This window comes from Amycolatopsis sp. cmx-8-4 (assembly GCF_046548675.1).
GTDB lineage: Bacteria > Actinomycetota > Actinomycetes > Mycobacteriales > Pseudonocardiaceae > Amycolatopsis.
Window position 1 is genome coordinate 1 of record NZ_JAEBDZ010000047.1, and the last position, 18,177, is coordinate 18,177.

Annotated in this window: 13 protein-coding genes; 10 read left to right on the top strand and 3 right to left on the bottom strand. The window is 70.5% G+C overall.

The genetic code is table 11. The features are described from left to right. The first annotated feature begins 404 nt into the window (after positions 1-404). Both ACLJQZ_RS45725 and ACLJQZ_RS45730 read left to right on the top strand, forming a co-directional pair. Positions 405-1,208 (top strand): alpha/beta fold hydrolase, encoded by an 804-nt coding sequence (locus ACLJQZ_RS45725; protein ID WP_410627716.1) that lies wholly within the window; start codon positions 405-407, stop codon positions 1,206-1,208. Next, complete coding sequence (locus ACLJQZ_RS45730; protein WP_410627718.1) at positions 1,205-1,963, top strand: SDR family oxidoreductase; 759 nt, start codon at positions 1,205-1,207, stop codon at positions 1,961-1,963. The genes ACLJQZ_RS45725 and ACLJQZ_RS45730 overlap by 4 nt, the downstream gene beginning before the upstream one ends. On the opposite strand, the gene ACLJQZ_RS45735 is transcribed toward ACLJQZ_RS45730, so the two are convergent. Further along, positions 1,960-3,504, bottom strand: coding sequence for a transposase (locus ACLJQZ_RS45735; protein ID WP_410627720.1), 1,545 nt, complete (start codon positions 3,502-3,504; stop codon positions 1,960-1,962). The genes ACLJQZ_RS45730 and ACLJQZ_RS45735 overlap by 4 nt on opposite strands. Before the next feature lie 152 nt (positions 3,505-3,656). Here ACLJQZ_RS45735 and ACLJQZ_RS45740 point away from each other — a divergent pair, with 152 nt between their 5' ends. The 5 genes from ACLJQZ_RS45740 to ACLJQZ_RS45760 all read left to right on the top strand — a co-directional run bounded on the left by ACLJQZ_RS45740 (position 3,657) and on the right by ACLJQZ_RS45760 (position 10,519). After that, complete coding sequence (locus ACLJQZ_RS45740; RefSeq protein WP_410627721.1) at positions 3,657-6,254, top strand: bifunctional FO biosynthesis protein CofGH; 2,598 nt, start codon at positions 3,657-3,659, stop codon at positions 6,252-6,254. 110 nt (positions 6,255-6,364) lie between these two features. After that, the gene (locus ACLJQZ_RS45745; RefSeq protein WP_410627723.1) at positions 6,365-6,898 is read left to right on the top strand and encodes a DUF4232 domain-containing protein; all 534 of its coding nucleotides are present in this window, start codon (positions 6,365-6,367) and stop codon (positions 6,896-6,898) included. Positions 6,899-7,009: 111 nt separating this feature from the next. Further along, positions 7,010-7,867 carry an arpA protein gene (locus tag ACLJQZ_RS45750; RefSeq protein WP_410627725.1) on the top strand — a complete coding sequence of 286 codons (858 nt, stop codon included), beginning with the start codon at positions 7,010-7,012 and terminating at the stop codon, positions 7,865-7,867. A 17-nt stretch (positions 7,868-7,884) separates the two neighbouring features. Next, a complete protein-coding gene (locus ACLJQZ_RS45755) occupies positions 7,885-8,763 on the top strand; it encodes a class I SAM-dependent methyltransferase (protein ID WP_410627727.1) in 879 nt (292 codons plus the stop codon). A gap of 4 nt (positions 8,764-8,767) precedes the next feature. After that, positions 8,768-10,519 (top strand): choline/carnitine O-acyltransferase, encoded by a 1,752-nt coding sequence (locus tag ACLJQZ_RS45760; RefSeq protein WP_410627729.1) that lies wholly within the window; start codon positions 8,768-8,770, stop codon positions 10,517-10,519. On the opposite strand, the gene ACLJQZ_RS45765 is transcribed toward ACLJQZ_RS45760, so the two are convergent. Together ACLJQZ_RS45765 and ACLJQZ_RS45770 are read right to left on the bottom strand one after the other, a co-directional pair. Then, positions 10,488-11,423, bottom strand: coding sequence for an alpha/beta hydrolase fold domain-containing protein (locus tag ACLJQZ_RS45765; protein ID WP_410627730.1), 936 nt, complete (start codon positions 11,421-11,423; stop codon positions 10,488-10,490). The two genes, ACLJQZ_RS45760 and ACLJQZ_RS45765, sit on opposite strands and share 32 nt — an antisense overlap. A 1-nt stretch (position 11,424) precedes the next feature. Beyond that, a complete protein-coding gene (locus tag ACLJQZ_RS45770; RefSeq protein WP_410627732.1) occupies positions 11,425-12,210 on the bottom strand; it encodes a class I SAM-dependent methyltransferase in 786 nt (261 codons plus the stop codon). 207 nt (positions 12,211-12,417) lie between these two features. Between ACLJQZ_RS45770 and ACLJQZ_RS45775 the strand changes: the two genes are divergently transcribed. From ACLJQZ_RS45775 to ACLJQZ_RS45785, 3 genes are all read left to right on the top strand, one after another. After that, positions 12,418-14,736 (top strand): discoidin domain-containing protein, encoded by a 2,319-nt coding sequence (locus ACLJQZ_RS45775; protein ID WP_410627734.1) that lies wholly within the window; start codon positions 12,418-12,420, stop codon positions 14,734-14,736. A gap of 38 nt (positions 14,737-14,774) precedes the next feature. Beyond that, the gene (locus ACLJQZ_RS45780) at positions 14,775-16,967 is read left to right on the top strand and encodes a discoidin domain-containing protein (protein WP_410627736.1); all 2,193 of its coding nucleotides are present in this window, start codon (positions 14,775-14,777) and stop codon (positions 16,965-16,967) included. An 88-nt stretch (positions 16,968-17,055) separates the two neighbouring features. Further along, positions 17,056-18,063: a LacI family DNA-binding transcriptional regulator gene (locus ACLJQZ_RS45785; RefSeq protein WP_247055644.1), complete on the top strand. Its 1,008-nt coding sequence runs from the start codon at positions 17,056-17,058 to the stop codon at positions 18,061-18,063. The last annotated feature ends 114 nt before the right edge of the window (positions 18,064-18,177 follow it).

Here is an 18,177-nt window from a genome sequence, read left to right on the forward strand (position 1 = left end):
CTGGCTTAGTTCACTAGCACACTGTTGAGTTCTCAAGCAACACACTCCGGAATCACCCACATTATCCGCGGGCTCAACCTCGGCGATTGTTTCAAGCTATTTTGGTGGGACACCCACTCAATCGCTTTTGCGAGAGCTTGGTTCGTGTCCCCGCCGCCCGGTTTCCCTGGCGACTTGGAGAACTTTACATGCCCCGAAACCGCCCGAAACAGGGGGTCCCGTTAACAAGATCAGCGCAGGTCAGAACCCCTGACGGAGCCCGTCCGAGGCCCAGTGTGCCCCCGGCGCCCCGAGAGCGCCAGGGGAAATCCCGGGAAGCAGCCGAGGAGAGCACGGAAAGAACATTGCTCCGAGTACATTGCGCCGTATTGCTCCGCATCAAAGCTCCGCCTAGCTTCGAAGGCATGACCTCCCCTTACGACGACGCGGGACCGAAGGACGCGACCACCGTCCTGCTCGTCCACGGCCACCCCTTCGACCGCTCGATGTGGCGGCCCCAGGCCGCGCACCTGACCGAGCTGGGTTACCGCGTCGTCGTCCCCGACCTCCGCGGCTACGGCACCCACAAGAACGGCACCCACAGGACCGAAGCGACCAAGACCGGCCTCGACGTCTTCGCGAACGACCTCGTCGAGCTGGCCGACCACCTCGGTATCGAGACCTTCGTGCTCGGCGGCCTCTCCATGGGCGGCCAGATCGCCATGCAGACCGTCGCCGGTCACCCGGACCGCGTCAGCGCTCTCCTGCTGGCCGACACCTTCGCCGGCCTCGACACCCCCGAGGTGAGACAGGGCCGCGTCGACACCGCGGACCGGATCACGCGCGAAGGCATGGAGCGCTACGCCGAGCAGCTGCTCCCGAAGATGATCTCGCCGACGACCCGCGCGAACAGGCCGGACGTCGAGGAGCACGTCAGAAGGATGATGCGCAACGCTCCCGCCGAGGGGGCCGCGGCCGCACTGAGAGGACGCGCCGAGCGCCCCGACTACACCCCCGGGCTCAAGAACATCGCCGTCCCGACCCTGGTCGTGGTCGGCAGCGACGACGAGTTCACCCCGGTACGGGACGCCGAACTCATCCACCGGGAAGTGCAGAGTTCGACCCTGGTGGTGATCGACGGCGCGGGCCACTTGCCTAACCTGGAGCGTGAGACCGAGTTCAACGAAGCGCTCAGCACCTTCCTGACCACAAGCGGAGCCAAGCCATGACCCAGCAGACCGTGTTCGTGACCGGCGCCAGCGCCGGCTTCGGTGACGCCATCGCCCGCCGGTTCGTCGCTGAGGGCGCCCGGGTGATCGCCGTCGCGCGTAGTGAGGACAAGCTCGAGAAGCTCGCCGGGGAGCTCGGCGACGCCGTCCTCACGCTCAAGCTCGACGTCAGCGACCCCGAAGCGGTCAAGACGAAGATCGAAGGCCTGCCCGAAGCGTGGCGCGAGGTCGACGTCCTGGTCAACAACGCCGGGCTCGCGAAGGGCCTCCAGCCCGCGCACCAGGCCGACCTCGCCGACTGGGACGAGATGATCGCGACGAACGTCCGCGGCCTCACCCACGTCACGCGCGCGCTGCTGCCCGGGATGGTCGAGCGCGGCCGCGGCCACGTGCTCAACATCGGCTCGATCGCCGGCACCTACCCCTACCCCGGCGGCAACGTCTACGGCGCGACCAAGGCGTTCGTCCACCAGTTCAGCCTCAACCTGCGCAGCGACCTGCACGGCACCGGCGTCCGGGTGACGAACATCGAGCCCGGCATGGTCGGCGGCACGGACTTCTCGAAGGTCCGCTTCGACGGCGACCAGGACAAGGCCGACAAGGTCTACGCAGGCACCACCCCGCTGACCGCGGACGACGTCGCCGAGTCGGTCTACTGGGCCGCGAGCCAGCCGAAGCACGTCAACATCAACGTCATCGAGCTGATGCCGGTGGTGCAGAGCTTCTCCGCGCTGCAGATCCACCGCGAGTCCTAAAAGAGCTGGTAGAGCGCCTGTTGGGCCGGGTCCCGCTCGGTCGGCAGGCGCCCGGTCCGCGGCCGCCCGCCGGTCGACGGGTAGTGCAGCACCAGCTCGCCGATGCCCGCGAGCCGCTCGAGCAGCTCGCTCACGGACAGGTTCATCCCGGCCCGGTCGGCCTCGCGCCGCATCAGGTGCGTCACCGTCGCGGCGAGCACCGAGACGAGCCCGTGCGCGGCGATCCGCTGCCGCGTCCACTCCCAGCGCGGGGTGGGGCCGGTGACGGCGGGCCCGGTCAGCCAGCGGAACGTCGACTCGAGGTGGGTGCGCGCCCGGTAGGCGGTGACGAGCTCGGCGACCGGCCAGTCCTGGTCGGTGACCAGCACCTGCTTGCCGAAGAACTCGTCGTCGAGGCGGGCGACGGCGGCGGTGTCGATCCGCCGCTCGAGACGGATCTCCCCGGCCCGGCTGCCGCTCAGCACCGCGGTGAGCACGCGTTCGACGCGCCGGCCGCGGGTGACGCGGCCGATCTCGGCGTGCACCTGGGCGCGGTCGCCGCGGTGGGTGCCCGCCGCCAGGGCGCCGGCCAGGCCGTCCAGCTCGCGGGTCGCGGTGGCCAATTCGTCGGCGAACGCGCGGGACTGCGCCGCGTGCAGCGTCGCCGAGTGCGTGAGGACGACCCGCCGCCGGACGCCGTCGACGACCGCGTGCGTGTCGAGCGCGGTGAGACCGGCGAACCGCTCGGGGTCGACGCGCTTGCGGGCCGACGCGGGCTGGGTCAGCAGCTCGGGGTGGTCGGTCAGCGGCAGCGAGCCGACGAACCCGCTGCGTGAGCCCAGGTCGAGCTGCGCCGCTTGTCCGGTGTGGAAGATGAGCGTCGCCGGGCCCAGCTCGCCGGTCAGCGCGGCGAACGTCGGGGCCGTGCCGTCGTCGCGCCGGTACAGCCGCGAGCCGAGCGGGATCGCGCCGTCGCGGGTCACCCGCAGGCCCACGCCGGCGAGCACGCTCTGGCAGGCCGAGGGCAGCGTGCGGTCCGCGGCGGCGAACGCGGCGAACTGCGGGACGTCGACGGTGAGGGCCGCGTGGTCGTCCACGATGTCCAAGACCGCGGCGGCGACGGTCTCTTCGATGCGCGTGATGCGTTCGGGCGTCAGCCTTTCCAGCGCCCGCCAGAATCCTTCCACTGTGGACACCCGGGGCCGCACCAGGTCCGGGGCGGCCCCGGTCGCCCACCAGTCCGCGATCGGCGTTTCCGGCGCGGTGGCCCGGTGCAGCACCGCGATCGCCAGCGTCAGCCCGAGCGTCGTCTTCGCGCGCTGGGGCCCGGCGACCTCGTCGACGCGGCGGACGAAGTCGAGCCGGCGCAGGGTCGCCCACACCGCGGCGACGTCGCCGTACGCGCGGTAGCGTGCCGACGCGGGTTCACCGCCCGGGACGGCACGGGCGATCTCGTCGGCGGTACCGAGATAACGCTGGGTCACCACACGGGGCTTGCCGTCCACTCTCGCGGACTCCGCGAGGTAGTAGTACGTCCGTCCGCCGATCTTCTTCCCGATCACCGAGGCCACCCTTTAGGTAATACACGTCGCGGCGCTGATCGACAACCAGCGCACCGCGCTGACCTGCGGAGACGATCACGAACCACGGTCGGGTCAGACAGGTGCGGAACGCACACTGGCTGGTCGCCGAGGACGGTCCTAGCGTGGGCGGAATGGGACCCGATCCTGACGCCACCACCCCGACCGCCTCCGCGATGCGCCGTTCGCTCGCCCGGGCGCGTGACGGGAAGACACTCGACGTAGCCGAGGCGAGCGTCCTGCTGCACGCTCGCGGCGAAGACCTGGGGAAGCTGTCCGAGTACGCCTCCCGCATCCGCGACGCCGGCCTCGCCGAGGCCGGGCGCGCGGGGATCATCACCTACAGCCGCAAGGTGTTCATCCCGCTGACCCGGCTCTGCCGCGACCGGTGCGGCTACTGCACGTTCGTCACCGTGCCCGGCCGGCTGGAATCGCCGTTCCTCTCGCCCGACGAGGTCCTCGACATCGCCCGCAAGGGTGCCGAGATGGGCTGCAAGGAAGCCCTCTTCACCCTCGGCGACCGGCCCGAGGACCGCTGGAAGGCGGCCCGCGACTGGCTGGACGCGCACGGCTACGACGACACGCTCTCCTACGTCCGCGCGATGGCGATCCGGGTGCTGGAGGAGACCGGCCTGCTGCCGCACCTCAACCCCGGCGTGCTGACCTGGCAGGACTTCCAGCGCCTCAAGCCCGTCGCGCCGTCGATGGGCATGATGCTGGAGACCACGGCGACCCGGCTGTGGAGCGAGAAGGGCGGCCCGCACTACGGGTCGCCGGACAAGGACCCCGCCGTCCGGCTCCGGGTGCTCGAAGACGCCGGCCGCAGCAGCGTCCCGTTCACCACCGGCGTGCTGATCGGCATCGGCGAGACGCACGAGGAGCGCGCGGACGCGCTGTTCGAGATCCGCAAGGTCGCCAAGACCTACGGCGGCATCCAGGAAGTCATCGTGCAGAACTTCCGGGCCAAGCCGGACACGAAGATGCGCGCGACGCCGGACGCCGACCTCGAGGAGCTCGCCGCGAACATCGCCGTGGCGCGGCTCGTGCTCGGCCCGAAGATGCGCATCCAGGCGCCGCCGAACCTGATCGGCAACCAGTACGACCTGATGATCCGCGCCGGGATCGACGACTGGGGCGGCGTCTCGCCGCTGACCCCGGACCACGTCAACCCGGAACGCGCGTGGCCGCAGATCGACGAGCTCGCCCGCCGCACCGAGAAGGCCGGCTTCGACCTCAAGGAACGGCTCACGATCTACCCCGAGTACATCAAGGCCGGCGAGCCGTGGCTGGACCCGCGGATCACCCGGCACGTCGCCGCGCTCGTCGACCCGGCCACCGGGATGGCGCGCGAGGGCGCGATGCCGGTCGGCATCCCGTGGCAGGAGCCGGACGGCGGCTGGCAGCAGTCCGGCCGCACCGACCTGCACACCGAGATCGACACCACCGGACGGACCGAGGACCGCCGGAGCGACTTCGACTCGGTGTACGGGGACTGGAAGGAGATCGGCGACCGGATCAAGACCGGGCCGCAGAAGTTCGACTCCACCGTCCTGGAAGCCTTGCGCAGCGCGGAAAAGGATCCCGCCGGGCTGTCCGACGACGCCGCGCTGGCGCTGCTGTCCGCCGACGGCAAGGAGCTCGACGCGTTCACGAAGCTGGCCGACGACCTGCGGCGCGAGACGGTCGGCGACGACGTCACGTTCGTCGTCACGCGGAACATCAACTTCACCAACGTCTGCTACACGGGTTGCCGCTTCTGCGCCTTCGCGCAGCGGCGCACCGACGCCGACGCGTACACGCTCTCGCTGGAGCAGGTCGGCGACCGCGTCGACGAGGCGTGGGCCGCGGGCGCGACCGAGATCTGCATGCAGGGCGGCATCCACCCGGACCTGCCGGGCACCGCGTACTTCGACCTCGCGGCCGAGGTCAAGCGCCGGCAGCCGGGCATCCACCTGCACTCCTACAGCCCGATGGAGGTCGTCAACGGCGCTTCGCGAACCAACCTCTCCCTGCGGGACTGGCTGATCGCGGCGAAGGAGTCCGGTGTCGACTCGCTGCCGGGCACGGCCGCGGAGATCCTCGACGACGACGTCCGCTGGGTGCTGACCAAGGGCAAGCTGCCGACGTCGGAGTGGATCAAGGTCGTCACCACCGCGCACGAGGTCGGCCTGCCGACGACCTCCACGATGATGTACGGCCACGTCGACACGCCCGCGCACTGGGTCGCGCACCTGAAGCTGCTCGCGAAGCTGCAGCGTGACGGCCTGGAGAAGCACGGCAAGCGCGGCTTCTCCGAGTTCGTGCTGCTGCCGTTCATCCACCAGAGCTCGCCGATCTACCTCGCCGGGCTCGCCCGGCCGGGGGCGACGCAGAACGAGAACCGGGCGGTGCACGCGCTGTCCCGGCTGCTGCTGCACGGGATGATCGACAACATCCAGAGCTCCTGGGTGAAGCTCGGCACCGAGGGCAGCCGCGCGGTGCTGCAGGGCGGCGTCAACGACATCGGCGGCACGCTGATGGAGGAGACGATCAGCCGGATGGCCGGCGCGTCGAACGGCTCGTACAAGACGATCAGCGACATGCGCGAGATGGTCGAGCCGCTGGGCCGCCCGCTGGTGCAGCGGACGACGGGCTACGGCCGGCCCTCGGCCGAGCGGATCGCCGCGGCGGAGGCGTCCGACGGGGTCGCCACCGCGGTCCGGAAGCCGCTGCTGCCTCTCCTCACGCCGTAGAAAACGGTTCGGGGGGTCCGGGTGGCGGAGCCCCCGGCCCGGGGCGGAGCCCCGGTTGACACAGCGGTAGCGGGCGCCCGGCTCCGGGGCGCCCGCTACTCTTCGGCCGCATGGGGGTTTTCCGCTTCGCACCACTTCTCTTCGTCGTGCTTCTCACCGGTTGCGGCACTCCGCCGCCTCCGCCGCCCGTCCCGTTGCCGACCACGACGCCGAGCCCGACGTACGCGCCGCCGCCGTCGAGCGGCCTGTCGCTCTCGGTCGGCCAGGTCGAGGCCGGGCTCGGGCACCGTGCGAGCGTGCTGACGCTGACCAACCGGGACAGCAAGCCGCGCAAGGTCACCGGCTACCCGGACCTGAAGATCCTGGCGGGCGACGGCTCGCCGCTCGACGTCGAAGTCCTGCACGAGACGTCCTACTTCGCCCCCGATCCCGGCCCGCGGGACCTGACCGTCCAACCGGGCGGGACGGTCCTGTCCGTGCTCGCCTGGTCGGCCACCGTGACGACCGGGGACGAGCACACCGGTGCGGCGATCTCGGTGATCCCGGTTCCGGGGGACCCCGCGCAGACGCAGCCGCTGGACACCGACCTCGGCACCACCGACACCGTCAAGCTCAGCGCGTGGGCCACCGAAATCGGCCACTGACCACTTTGTGTCACCGCTCACAAACCCACGGTTCACCGCCGGGGCGTTGTGCTACTTGTTTTCCTCACGACCAGGGCAAGCACCGTAGCTTCACCTGCCGGAAGGACTTCGATGAGCACCTCCGTGGCCGCGCTGGACATGATCGACTCGGACCGCTACCCGCTCACTGATCCGGAAAGCGGAGCGTGGCGGGCGGTCGTCGCCCGCACCCGCGCGGACCTCGCCGACGTCGGCTGCAGCGTCCTCGCCGACTTCATCCGGCCGGAGCTGCACGAGGTCCTGCGGGCCGAGTGCGCCGCGCTCGAACCGCACGCGTACACGAAGATCGAAAAGGTCAACGCCTACAACACCGCGATCGACGCGGACCTGCCCGCGGACCACCCCGGCCGGCAGATCATGGAGCGGGGCAACGCCTTCGTCGCCCGCGACCACATCCCGGCCGGCGCGATCATCGGCCGGCTCTACGGCAGCCCGGTGTTCCAGCGGTTCATCGCCGACTGCTTCGGGCTGCAGGAGCTGCACGAGCTCGCCGACCCGCTGTCCGGGCTGACGCTGAACGTGATCGCGCCCGGCCGCGCGCACCCGTGGCACTTCGACACGAACTCCTACACCGTCAGCATGCTGACGCAGGCCGCGAGCGACGGCGGGACGTTCGAATACTGCCCGAACATCCGTTCCGCCGAGGCGGAAAACTTTTGCGCCGTCCGGGGCGTTCTTTCCGGCGAAAGCACCCATCCGGTCCAGCGCCTCGGCCTCCGTCCGGGCGATCTGCAGTTGTTCAAAGGCCGCTTCGCCTTGCATCGGGTCACTAGGGTGGAAGGGAAGATCGCGCGCCACTCGGCGATCTTCGCTTACAGCGAGCGCCCCGGCGTCATCGGCAGCCCGGAGCGGACCAGGCAGCTCTTCGGCCGGGTCCTGCCTGAGCACCTGGCTGGTCACGCTGTGCGGGGCGACGCCCTGCTCGACTAGATCTAGGAGCCTGGCCCGTGCCTTTCGACTCGACCGGCAAGATCTCGTTCGACCACATTTACACCGCGCCCGACCCCCGTCCGTTCTTCGGAACGTTGCAGCGCGTGGACTACCAGATTCCGCAACTGGCGAAGCCGTACTTCACGAAACTGATCGAGGAATACCAGGCGGAACGCGGAATCGCGCGGCCGACCGTGCTCGACGTCGGCTGTTCCTACGGCGTCAACAGCGCGTTGCTGCGGTGCGAAACGACCCTGGACGACCTCTACGAGCAGTACACCGCGCCCGGCGTCGAGGACCTCGGCCGCGCCGCGCTGATCGAGCGCGACCAGCGGCTCGTGCGCAGCCGCGCGACCTCCGACGGCGCCCGGTTCTTCGGCCTCGACGCCGCGGGGGCGGCGCTGGACTACGCACGTGAAGCGGGCTTCCTGGACGAGACGATCTACGCCGACTTCGAACGCTACGACCCGGACGAGACGCAGCAGGCGCTCCTCGATCAGGTGGACCTCGTCGTGTCGACCGGCTGTGTCGGCTACGTCACCGAGAAGTCGATCGCCCGGATCGCGCGCGGCTCCCGGCCGTGGATGGCGCACTTCGTGCTGCGGATGTTCTCCTACGACCCGGTCGCGGAAAGCCTCGCCGAGCTGGGCTACGAGACCGCGGCCATCGACGGCGTGTACCGCCAGCGGCGGTTCGCCTCCGCCGACGAGCAGGAGCACATCCTCGACGCGCTGGGCACCGCCGGCGTCGATCCCGAAGGGCTCGAGGCCGAGGGCTGGCTGTACGCGGAGCTGTATGTTTCCCGACCGAAGAAGGGCGCGGCCGCCGGGCTCGCGTCCACGCTCAACGCCGTTGCCACCGAAGACGAAGACACCGCACCCGACGAACGAGGATGACAGAGTGAGCAGTCCGGAATGGTCCCCCCGCACGTTCGGCAACGAGGACCGGCTTCCCCGGGTCCCCGTGCCCGCTCTGGCCGACAGCGGCCGCCGCTTCCTGGAATGGTGCGGTCCGCTGCTGACGCCGGACGAGCTGGCGGAGACCGAAGCGGCGGTCGCGGGCTTCCTCGCGCCCGGCAGCCCGGCCCACGAACTGCAGGCCGCGCTGGAGGAGTACGACCGGTCACCCGGCGTGCACAGCTGGCTGGACACCTTCTGGCCGTACCGCTACCTCGGCCGCCGCGACCGGATCGCGCTCAACGCCAACTTCTTCTTCCTGTTCGCCGAATCGCCGCTGGGCCAGGTGGAACGCGCGGCCGAGCTGACCGCGTCCGCCGTGGACTACAAGCTGCGGCTCGACGACGAACTGGTGCCGCCGGTGCTCGTGCGCGGCACGCCGCAGTCGATGGTGCAGCACAAGTTCCTGTTCTCGGCCACGCGCATCCCGGGCGAGGTGCTGGACAGTGCGCGGACGCCGTACCGCGACGGCTGGGAAGGGCCGTCGCGGGCGCGGCACATCGTGGTGTTCCACCGGAACACGCCGTTCCGGATGGACGTCGTCGCCGAAGACGGCCGCCCGTACTCCGCCGAGCAGCTCGCCGACGGCCTGCGGGCGGTCCTCAAGGACGACCACACCACGGACGTGCCCGCCGGCCACTTCACCACGAAGGCCCGCGCGGAGTGGGCGGCCAGCCGGCAGGCGCTGCTCGACGCGGGCAACGCCGAAGCGCTCGAGACCATCGAGACGGCGTTGTTCTGCGTCTGTCTGGACGACGTCACGCCTTCGACCACGCTGGAAGCCGCGGACCAGCTGCTGTACGGCGCCAACCGCTGGTACGACAAGGCCGTCTCGCTGATCGTGTTCGAGGACGGCACCGCCGGGATCAACGTCGAGCACTGCGAGCTCGACGGCACCACGATCCTCGGCTTCACCGACGCGCTGCTGAGCGGGGAACGGCTGCCGCGGGACGCCGCCGACGGCGTCCCGGGGTTCGAGCCGGTCGAGTTCACGCTGACCGACGCCCTCCGCGACGACGCCCGCGCCGCCGGGGAGTCCTTCGCGGCGTACGCGGACGCGACGGCCACGCAGACCGTGTCGTTCGACTTCGGCGCCAACCGCGTGAAGGAGCTGGGGATGTCCCCCGACGCCTTCGCGCAGATGGCCTACCAGCTCGCGCACAAGCGCGCGAAGGGCCTGACGGGCGCGACGTACGAGTCGATCGCCACCCGGCAGTTCCGCAACGGCCGGACCGAGGCCATGCGGGTCGTGACGCCGGAGGTCTTCCGGTTCGTCGCCGCGATGGAGGACGGCACGCCCGAGGAGAAGCGGGAAGCCTTCCGCACGGCGGCCGCGAAGCACGTCTCGCGGGCGAAGGAGTGTCAGGCCGGTGACGCGCCGGAGCAGCACCTGTGGGAGCTGCAGCTGATCGCCAAGCGCCGGGGTGACACGGAGACGCCGGCGTTGTACAGCTCGCCGGGCTGGCTGAAGATGCGCGACGACTACCTGAGCACCAGCTCGGCGCCGTCGGTGAACATCCAGTACTTCGGCTTCGGCTCGACGAGCCCGCAGTGCATCGGCATCGCGTACGTGCTGCTGCCGGACCGCTGGAACCTCTACCTCAGCACGCCGAAGCACGTGTCGTCGGAGATGTACCGCTTCGCCGACGAACTCGCGAAGGCCGTCAGCGAGCTGCAGGAGCTGCTGGCCGGCTGAGCAAGCGGCGCAACCAGCTCAGCCGGGCGGCCCGCGCCGCCCGGCTGAGTGCCGTTTCGGGGGCCAGCGACTCGAAGCCGTGGAACCCACCGGGCCATACGTGCAGTTCGGCTTCGCCGCCCGCCTGCCAGAGCCGGCTCGCGTAGGCGACCACCTCGTCGCGGAACGTCTCGGCCGTGCCGACGTCCAGGAACGCCGGGGGCAGCCCGGAAAGGTCGGCCGCGCGGGCCGGCGCGGCGTACGGCGGGACGTCGCGAAGGTCTCCCAGGTACGCCGCCCAGCCGACGTTGTTGGCCGTGCGGTCCCACAGGCCGCGGCCGTCGAGGTCGAGCGCCGACGGCGTGTTGTCGCGGTCGTCGAGCATCGGGCAGATCAGCAGCTGCCCGGCGAGTTCCGGGCCACCGCGGTCGCGGGCGAGCAGGGCCGTGGCCGCCGCCAGCCCGCCACCCGCGCTGACGCCGCCGATCACGATCGGACCGGCGAGCCGCTCGGCCATCCACGACAGACCGGCGTAGCAGTCTTCGACCGGCGCCGGGTAGGGGTGCTCGGGCGCGAGCCGGTAACCCGGCGAAACGATGCTGACGCCGAGTTCCCCGGCCCAGCGCAGCACGTTCGGCACGTCCGGGCCGAGGTGGCTGCCGACGATCAGGCCGCCGCCGTGGATGTAGTAGAGGACACCGCGGCTCTCGGGCGGGCGCGCGACCAGCAACGGCACCTCCCCCGCGTGCTCCTCCGCGAACTCGAACCCCGGGTGCGCCGCGGCCAGCTCTTCGACGGTCTGCTCGGCACCGGCGACGAACTCACGGCGCGCGGTGATGTCGTCCGGCGTGCTCAGCGGCGGCCGGGCCGCCCGCAGCTGTTCGATGATCGGCGCCAGCTCCGGGTCGAACGGCGGTGGCGGCACGTCAGGCCCCCTCGGGGTTCGAGACGACGAGGACGAGCGAGCCGTCGAACGTCGGCTGTTCGCGGAACCGGCCGTAGCGGCGTTCCCACGTGCCGTCGTCGAGGTCGTGACGCAGCTCGGCGGCGAACCGGTGGTGCACCCGGTCGTCGACGAAGCTCCACGCCGAGCACGACAGCCGCGCGCCCGGGTCGAGCAGGCGCTCGGGGCGGGCGTAGTAGGCCTCGTTGAAGCCGTCGGTGCAGTCGATCGGCACCGGGACGCCGATGATCGACGTGTGGCCGCCGAGCCCGTCGGCGATGTCGTCGACCGGCGGGTAGCGCCGCGCCTCGGTCTCGATCACCTCGGGCGCGTAGTCGAGCAGCCAGAACCGCCGCAGCAGCGCGGGATCGCAGGTCAGGATGGCGACCGGGCCGCGGGTGACCCGGCGGACCTCCTTCAGCCCGGTCCACAGGTCGTTCCACTGGTGGACGCTGAACGTGCTCATCGCGCCCTCGAACGCCCGGTCCGGGAACGGCAGCTTCTCGGCGACCGCGTCGATCGCGGGCGGCAGGCCCTCGGGCCGTTGCGCGCGCATCGACGCCGACGGCTCGACCGCCGTCACGTCGCGGTCGTGCGGCTCGTAGGCGCCGGCGCCCGCGCCGACGTTGAGGACGGTCCGCGCCTCGCCGAGCGCGTCGAGGACGTACTGCCCGATCCGCGGGTCCGGCACGCGGTAGTCCGTGTACACCCCGCCGATCGCGCCGTAGTCGGCGTCACCGGCGCTTCCGTCGGCACGTCGCTCAATCATGGCTCAAAACTAGCAGCGGCCTGCGGGTCCACGACGCCGGTGGCGCTGCTCCGCCCGACGGAAACCGACGTCCGGCATCCGGCGCAGCCGTCAGTTTCTGTCGCAAATTTGCGTAAGTTCGTTCATCTATTGCGTTATCTTGTCCCGGATTCGTATGATCCAGGTCACAAGGGTCCCCACCCGCACTCGACGAGGAGTTGCTGCTCCATGTCTCCCCATCCTGTCTTCAGCGCGCCCCAAAATGCCCCCGTCCCCCGCCGGCGCGCGAGATTCGGCGCACTGGCCGCCGCCGTCGCCGCCGCGACCGGCCTGACCGTCATCACCCTGGCCGCGGCCCCCGCGAGTTCGGCGCTGGCCGCCGGGCGCGGCGCGACCGTGCCGTTCCTCGAACAGGAGGCCGAATCCGCCGCGACCAACGGCACGGTCATCGGCCCCGACCGCAACTCCGGCACCCTCGCCGGTGAGGCGTCCGGCCGCAAAGCCGTAACGCTGGGCGGTCAAGGCAAGTACGTCGAATTCACGCTCACCGCGCCGGCCAACTCGATCGACTTCCGCTTCAGCCTCCCGGACTCCGGGAACGGCACCGGCACGAGCGGCTCGATCTCGTTGTACGTCAACGGTTCCCACAACCGCGACGTCGCGCTGACGTCGAAGTACGCCTGGTACTACGGCTCGTACCCGTTCACCAACACCCCGGGGGACGGCCACGCGCACCACTTCTACGACGAGACCCGCGCGTTGCTGGGCACGAACTACCCGGCCGGCACCAAGATCAAGCTGCAGGTCGACGCGGGCGACGTCACGACCTCGACGATCGACCTGGTCGACTTCGAGCAGGTCGGCGCGGCCGCCACCAAGCCGGCGAACGCGCTGTCCGTCACCGACTACGGCGCCACCGCGGGTGACACCAGCGACGACGCGGGCGCGTTCGACGCCGCCGTCGCCGCGGCGAAGAGCCAGGGCAAGGAGGTCTGGATCCCGTCCGGGACCTTCACCCTCGGCCACCACATCACCGTCGACCAGGTGACGATCCGCGGCGCCGGCCCGTGGTACTCCGTGCTGACCGGCCCGCGCGCCGGCGTCTTCGGCAAGGGCGAACCGGCCAGCTGCGGGACGTCCACGTATCCCGGCAACGGCGCGGTCCCGGGCACGAGCAGCGCGGTCAAGCTGTACGACTTCGCGATCATCGGCCAGGTCGACGCCCGCGTCGACTGCGACCAGTCCAACGCCATCGGCGGCGCTCTGGGCGGCGGCTCGGTCGTGCAGAACCTGTGGCTGCAGCACACGAAGGTCGGGCTGTGGCTCGACGGGCCGTTCGACGGGCTCACCGTGTCCGGCAACCGCATCCTCGACCAGACCGCCGACGGGCTGAACCTGCACCAGGGCATCAGCAACGTCACCGTGACGAACAACTTCCTGCGCAACACCGGCGACGACGGCCTGGCCATGTGGTCCGAGCACGACGCCGACCACAACAACACGTTCTCCTTCAACACCGTGCTGCTGCCGATACTCGCCAACAACATCGCGATCTACGGCGGACGCGACAACACGGTGTCCGACAACGTCGTGGCCGACACCCAGGACCAGGGCGGCGGCATCCACATCGCCAACCGGTTCAGCGCGGTGCCCCTCGCCGGCACGACGACCGTCGCGCGCAACACCGCCATCCGCACCGGCGTGCTCGACTCGAACTGGCAGTTCGGCGTCGGCGCCCTGTGGTTCGACGGCCGCGACGGCGCCATCACCGGCCGCGTCGACGTCACCGACCTCGACCTGCTGGACAACAACTACGAGGCCATCCAGTTCATCGACAGCCAGACCACGGACGTGCACTTCACGAACGTCAAGATCACCGGAGCGGGCACGTTCGCCTGGCAGCTGCAGGCCAAGCCGACCGGCACGGTGAAGAACGTCGTCGCGACCGGGATCGGCCGCGCGGGCGTCTACAACTGCATGGGCCCCGACGCGCTGACCGGCCTGGTCGACCAGGGCGGCAACTCCGGCTGGAGCACCACGTTCTGCGGCTCGTGGCCGACGCCGGTGTACGGCTCGGACAACGGCGGCACGACCACGCCGACGACCCCGACCACACCCACCACCCCGCCGACCACCACCACGACGACCCCGCCGACCGGGAACCTGGCGCTGCACAAGGCGATCAGCGCGTCGGCGTCGCAGGGTGGCTTCCCGCCGGGCAACGCGGTCGACGGCGACGCGAACTCGTACTGGGAGAGCGCGAACAACGCGTTCCCGCAGTCGCTGACCGTCGACTTCGGCGCCACGGTTTCGGTGTCGCGGCTGGTCCTGAAGCTGCCGCCGTCCTCGGCGTGGGGCACGCGCACCCAGACGATCGCGGTCGACGGCGTCAAGACCGCGGCGGGCTACACCTTCAACCCGGCGACCGGCAACACCGCGACGATCACCTTCCCGGCGACGTCCGTGCGCACCCTGCGGCTGACCTTCACCGACAACACCGGCTGGCCCGCGGGACAGCTGTCCGAACTCGAAGCCTACTCGTCATGAAACCAGCAGAGCCTGAACCCCGCAGAAAGGTGACGACGATGTCCCCATCACCACGGCGCCGCGCGGCGCTGCTGGCCGCAGCTTTGGCCGCGTCCGGCCTGACCGTCCTGTTCAGCGGAACTCCCGCGTCCGCGGCGACCTGCCCGACGACGGCGTCCGGCGGCGCGAGCGTGCCGTTCCGGACGGTCGAGGCCGAGTGCTCGGCGACCACCGGCTCGGCCGTCGGCCCCGACTACACACAGGCCAGCATCGCTTCGGAGGCGTCCGGGCGCCAGGCCGTCCGGATCGGGTCCGGCCAGTACGTCGAGTTCACGTTGCCGGCGGCGGCCAACTCGATCAACGTCCACTACAACATCCCGGACGGCTCGTCCGGGCGGCTTTCGGTGTACGTCGGCGGGACCAAGCTCGGCAGCGGGCTGTCCGTCACGTCCCGGTACTCCTATGTGGACACCGGCTTCATCACGGGCTCGAAGACACACCACTTCTTCGACGACGCCCGGCTGCTCTTCGGCCAGAACGCGGCCCAGGGCACGAAGGTCCGCGTCCAGGCCGACTCCGGTGACGTCGGGCAGGCGACCATCGACCTGGCCGACTTCGAGCAGGTCGGCGGCGCGGGCGCGAAACCGGCCAACGCCCTGTCCGTGACGGACTACGGCGCCACGGCGAACGACTCCTCCGACGACACCCAGGCGTTCCGCAACGGCCTGTCGGCCGCGCGGTCGCAGGGCAAAGAACTGTTCGTGCCGGCCGGCCGGTTCGAGATCGGCTCGGCGCTGCAGATCGACCAGACCACCGTGCGGGGCGCCGGGCCGTGGTACACCGTGTTGCACGGCAACAACATCTTCAACAACGGCGGCGCGTCCGGGAACATCAAGCTGTACGACTTCGCGGTGTTCGGCGACGTGACCGAGCGCAACGACGGCAGCCCGGACAACGCGTTCCACGGCGTCCTGGGCAACGGCTCGGTCGTGAGCGGCCTGTGGATCCAGAACACCAAGTGCGGGCTGTGGCTGATGAGCGGCGCGTCGTCGAACCTCACCATCGAGAACAACCGCATCCAGGACACGCAGGCCGACGGCGTCAACTTCGACGGCGCCGTCACGAACTCGGCGTTGCGCAACAACTACCTGCGCAACAACGGCGACGACGGCCTCGCGCTCTGGTCCAACGGCCAGGCCGACTCGGGCAACACGATCGCGAACAACACGGTCGTGCAGCCCAACCTGGCCAACGGCATCGCGCTCTACGGCGGGTCGGACAACACCGTCAGCGGCAACCTGGTGCAGGACACCAACGCGCTCGGCGGCGGCTACCTGGTGGCGAACCGGTTCAGCTCGGTGCCGCTCGGCGGCACGGTGACGCTGTCGAACAACACCGCGCTGCGGGCCGGGGCGCTCGACCCGAACTGGCAGTTCGGCGTCGGTGCGCTGTGGTTCGACGCGCGTGACCAGGCGATCACCGGCGTGACGATCCGGGTCACCGGGTTCACCGCGATCCAGAGCCCGTACGAGGCGATCCAGTTCATCGACGGCAACGGCGCCGGCAAGCAGATCCAGGGCGTCACGATCGACGGCGTCTCGGTGCAGGGCGTGGGCACGTTCGTGGCGCAGTCGCAGACGCAGGGGACCGCGACGATCAGCAACCTGAGCGCGTCCGGCGTCGGCGTCACCGGCACGTACAACTGCCCGTACCCGTCGTCGATCCCGAAGATGACGTTCGGCGGCTCGGGCAACAGCGGCTGGACCGGCACGTGGAGCGACTGCTCGAGCTGGCCCGCGCCGAACTCCGGCCCGCAGCAGCCGCCGCAGTCGGGCAGCAACATCGCGCGGGGCAGGGCGATCAGCTCGTCGTCGTCCCAAGGCGGGTTCCCGCCGGGCAACGCCAACGACGGCAACGCGGACAGCTACTGGGAGAGCGCGAACAACGCGTTCCCGCAGACGCTGACCGTGGACCTCGGCGCGGCCGCGTCGATCAACAAGGTGACGCTGAAGCTGCCGCCGTCGTCGGCGTGGGGCGCGCGCACCCAGACGGTGACGGTCTCGGGCAGCACGGACGGCGGCTCGTACACGACGCTGGTCGGCTCACGCGGTTACGCGTTCGACCCGGCGTCGGGCAACACGGCGTCGGCGTCGTTCACGGCGACGTCGCAGCGCTTCGTGCGGCTGACGTTCACCGGCAACACCGGCTGGCCCGCCGGTCAGGTGTCCGAGTTCGAGGTGGCGGCTTCGTAACTCCGGACTGACGACAAGCCCGTCCCGGCTCCTGACACCGGGACGGGCTTGTCTTACTTTTGCGCGCAGTTGCTGTAAAGTTTCACTCATGACGCGTCGTCTTGCCGAAGTCGCCCGCCAGGTCGGGGTCAGTGAAGCCACGGTCAGCCGGGTGCTCAACGGGCGGTCGGGGGTGTCCGCCAGCACCCGCGCCGCCGTGCTCACCGCGCTCGACGTAATGGGTTACGAGCGGCCCACCCAGCTGCGCGGCGAGCGCGCCCGCCTCGTCGGGCTCGTGCTCCCCGAACTGCAGAACCCGATCTTCCCGGCGCTGGCCGAGATCATGGGCAACGCGCTCGCGCAGCAGGGCTTCACCCCCGTCCTCTGCACCCGGACGGCGGGCGGGGTGTCGGAGGCGGAGTACGTCGAGCTGCTCCTGCAGCAGCAGGTGTCGGGCGTCGTGTTCGCCGGCGGGCTCTACGCGCAGTCCGACGCGGTGCACTCGCACTACCACCACCTGGTCGAGCGGCGGCTCCCGACGGTGCTGATCAACGCGGCCGTCGACCACCTCGGCCTGCCCCAGGTGTCGTGCGACGACGCGGTCGCCGTCGAGCAGGTCGTCGGGCACCTCAGCTCGCTCGGGCACGAGAAGATCGGGCTGGTGCTCGGGCCGACCGACCACGTGCCGTCGAAGCGCAAGCTGGAGGCGTTCCAGGCGTACGCGGCGAAGCTCGGCCTGCCGGTGCTCGACGAGCTGGTCGAGCACGGGATGTTCTCCATCGAAGGCGGCCACGCGGCGGCGGCCCGGCTCTACCCGCGCGGCGCGACCGCGGTGTTGTGCGCGAGCGACCTGCTGGCCCTGGGCGCGGTCCGCGCGGCCCGCCGGCAGGGTCTGTCGGTGCCCGACGACGTCTCGGTGGTCGGCTACGACGACTCGGCCCTGATGAACTGCACCGACCCGCCCCTGACGACCACCCGCCAGCCGATCGAGGCGATGGGCCGCGCGGTGGTCGAGCTGCTGGTCAAGCGCATCAACGGCGGCGAGGTGGCGGCCGAGGAGCTGCTGTTCGCGCCAGAACTCGTGGTGCGCGGCTCGACGGCCCGCCGCATCGCGTAACCCGGCACTCACGCCCACGGGCCGTGGTCTCTTCCCCGAGGCCACGGCCCGTTTTGCGTTCTCGCGACCCCTTAAGCGCCCCAATGTGGCGTTGGGTGCATCCAACGCACCCAA

Excerpts from the sequence above, each read along its gene's own strand:
- ACLJQZ_RS45730 (WP_410627718.1), top strand. The coding sequence starts at position 1,205 with ATGACCCAGCAGACCGTGTTCGTGACCGGCGCCAGCGCCGGCTTCGGT.
- ACLJQZ_RS45775 (WP_410627734.1), top strand. The coding sequence starts at position 12,418 with ATGTCTCCCCATCCTGTCTTCAGCGCGCCCCAAAATGCCCCCGTCCCC.
- ACLJQZ_RS45770 (WP_410627732.1), bottom strand. The coding sequence starts at position 12,210 with ATGATTGAGCGACGTGCCGACGGAAGCGCCGGTGACGCCGACTACGGC.
- ACLJQZ_RS45740 (WP_410627721.1), top strand. The coding sequence starts at position 3,657 with ATGGGACCCGATCCTGACGCCACCACCCCGACCGCCTCCGCGATGCGC.
- ACLJQZ_RS45750 (WP_410627725.1), top strand. The coding sequence starts at position 7,010 with ATGAGCACCTCCGTGGCCGCGCTGGACATGATCGACTCGGACCGCTAC.
- ACLJQZ_RS45745 (WP_410627723.1), top strand. The coding sequence starts at position 6,365 with ATGGGGGTTTTCCGCTTCGCACCACTTCTCTTCGTCGTGCTTCTCACC.
- ACLJQZ_RS45725 (WP_410627716.1), top strand. The coding sequence starts at position 405 with ATGACCTCCCCTTACGACGACGCGGGACCGAAGGACGCGACCACCGTC.
- ACLJQZ_RS45785 (WP_247055644.1), top strand. The coding sequence starts at position 17,056 with ATGACGCGTCGTCTTGCCGAAGTCGCCCGCCAGGTCGGGGTCAGTGAA.
- ACLJQZ_RS45780 (WP_410627736.1), top strand. The coding sequence starts at position 14,775 with ATGTCCCCATCACCACGGCGCCGCGCGGCGCTGCTGGCCGCAGCTTTG.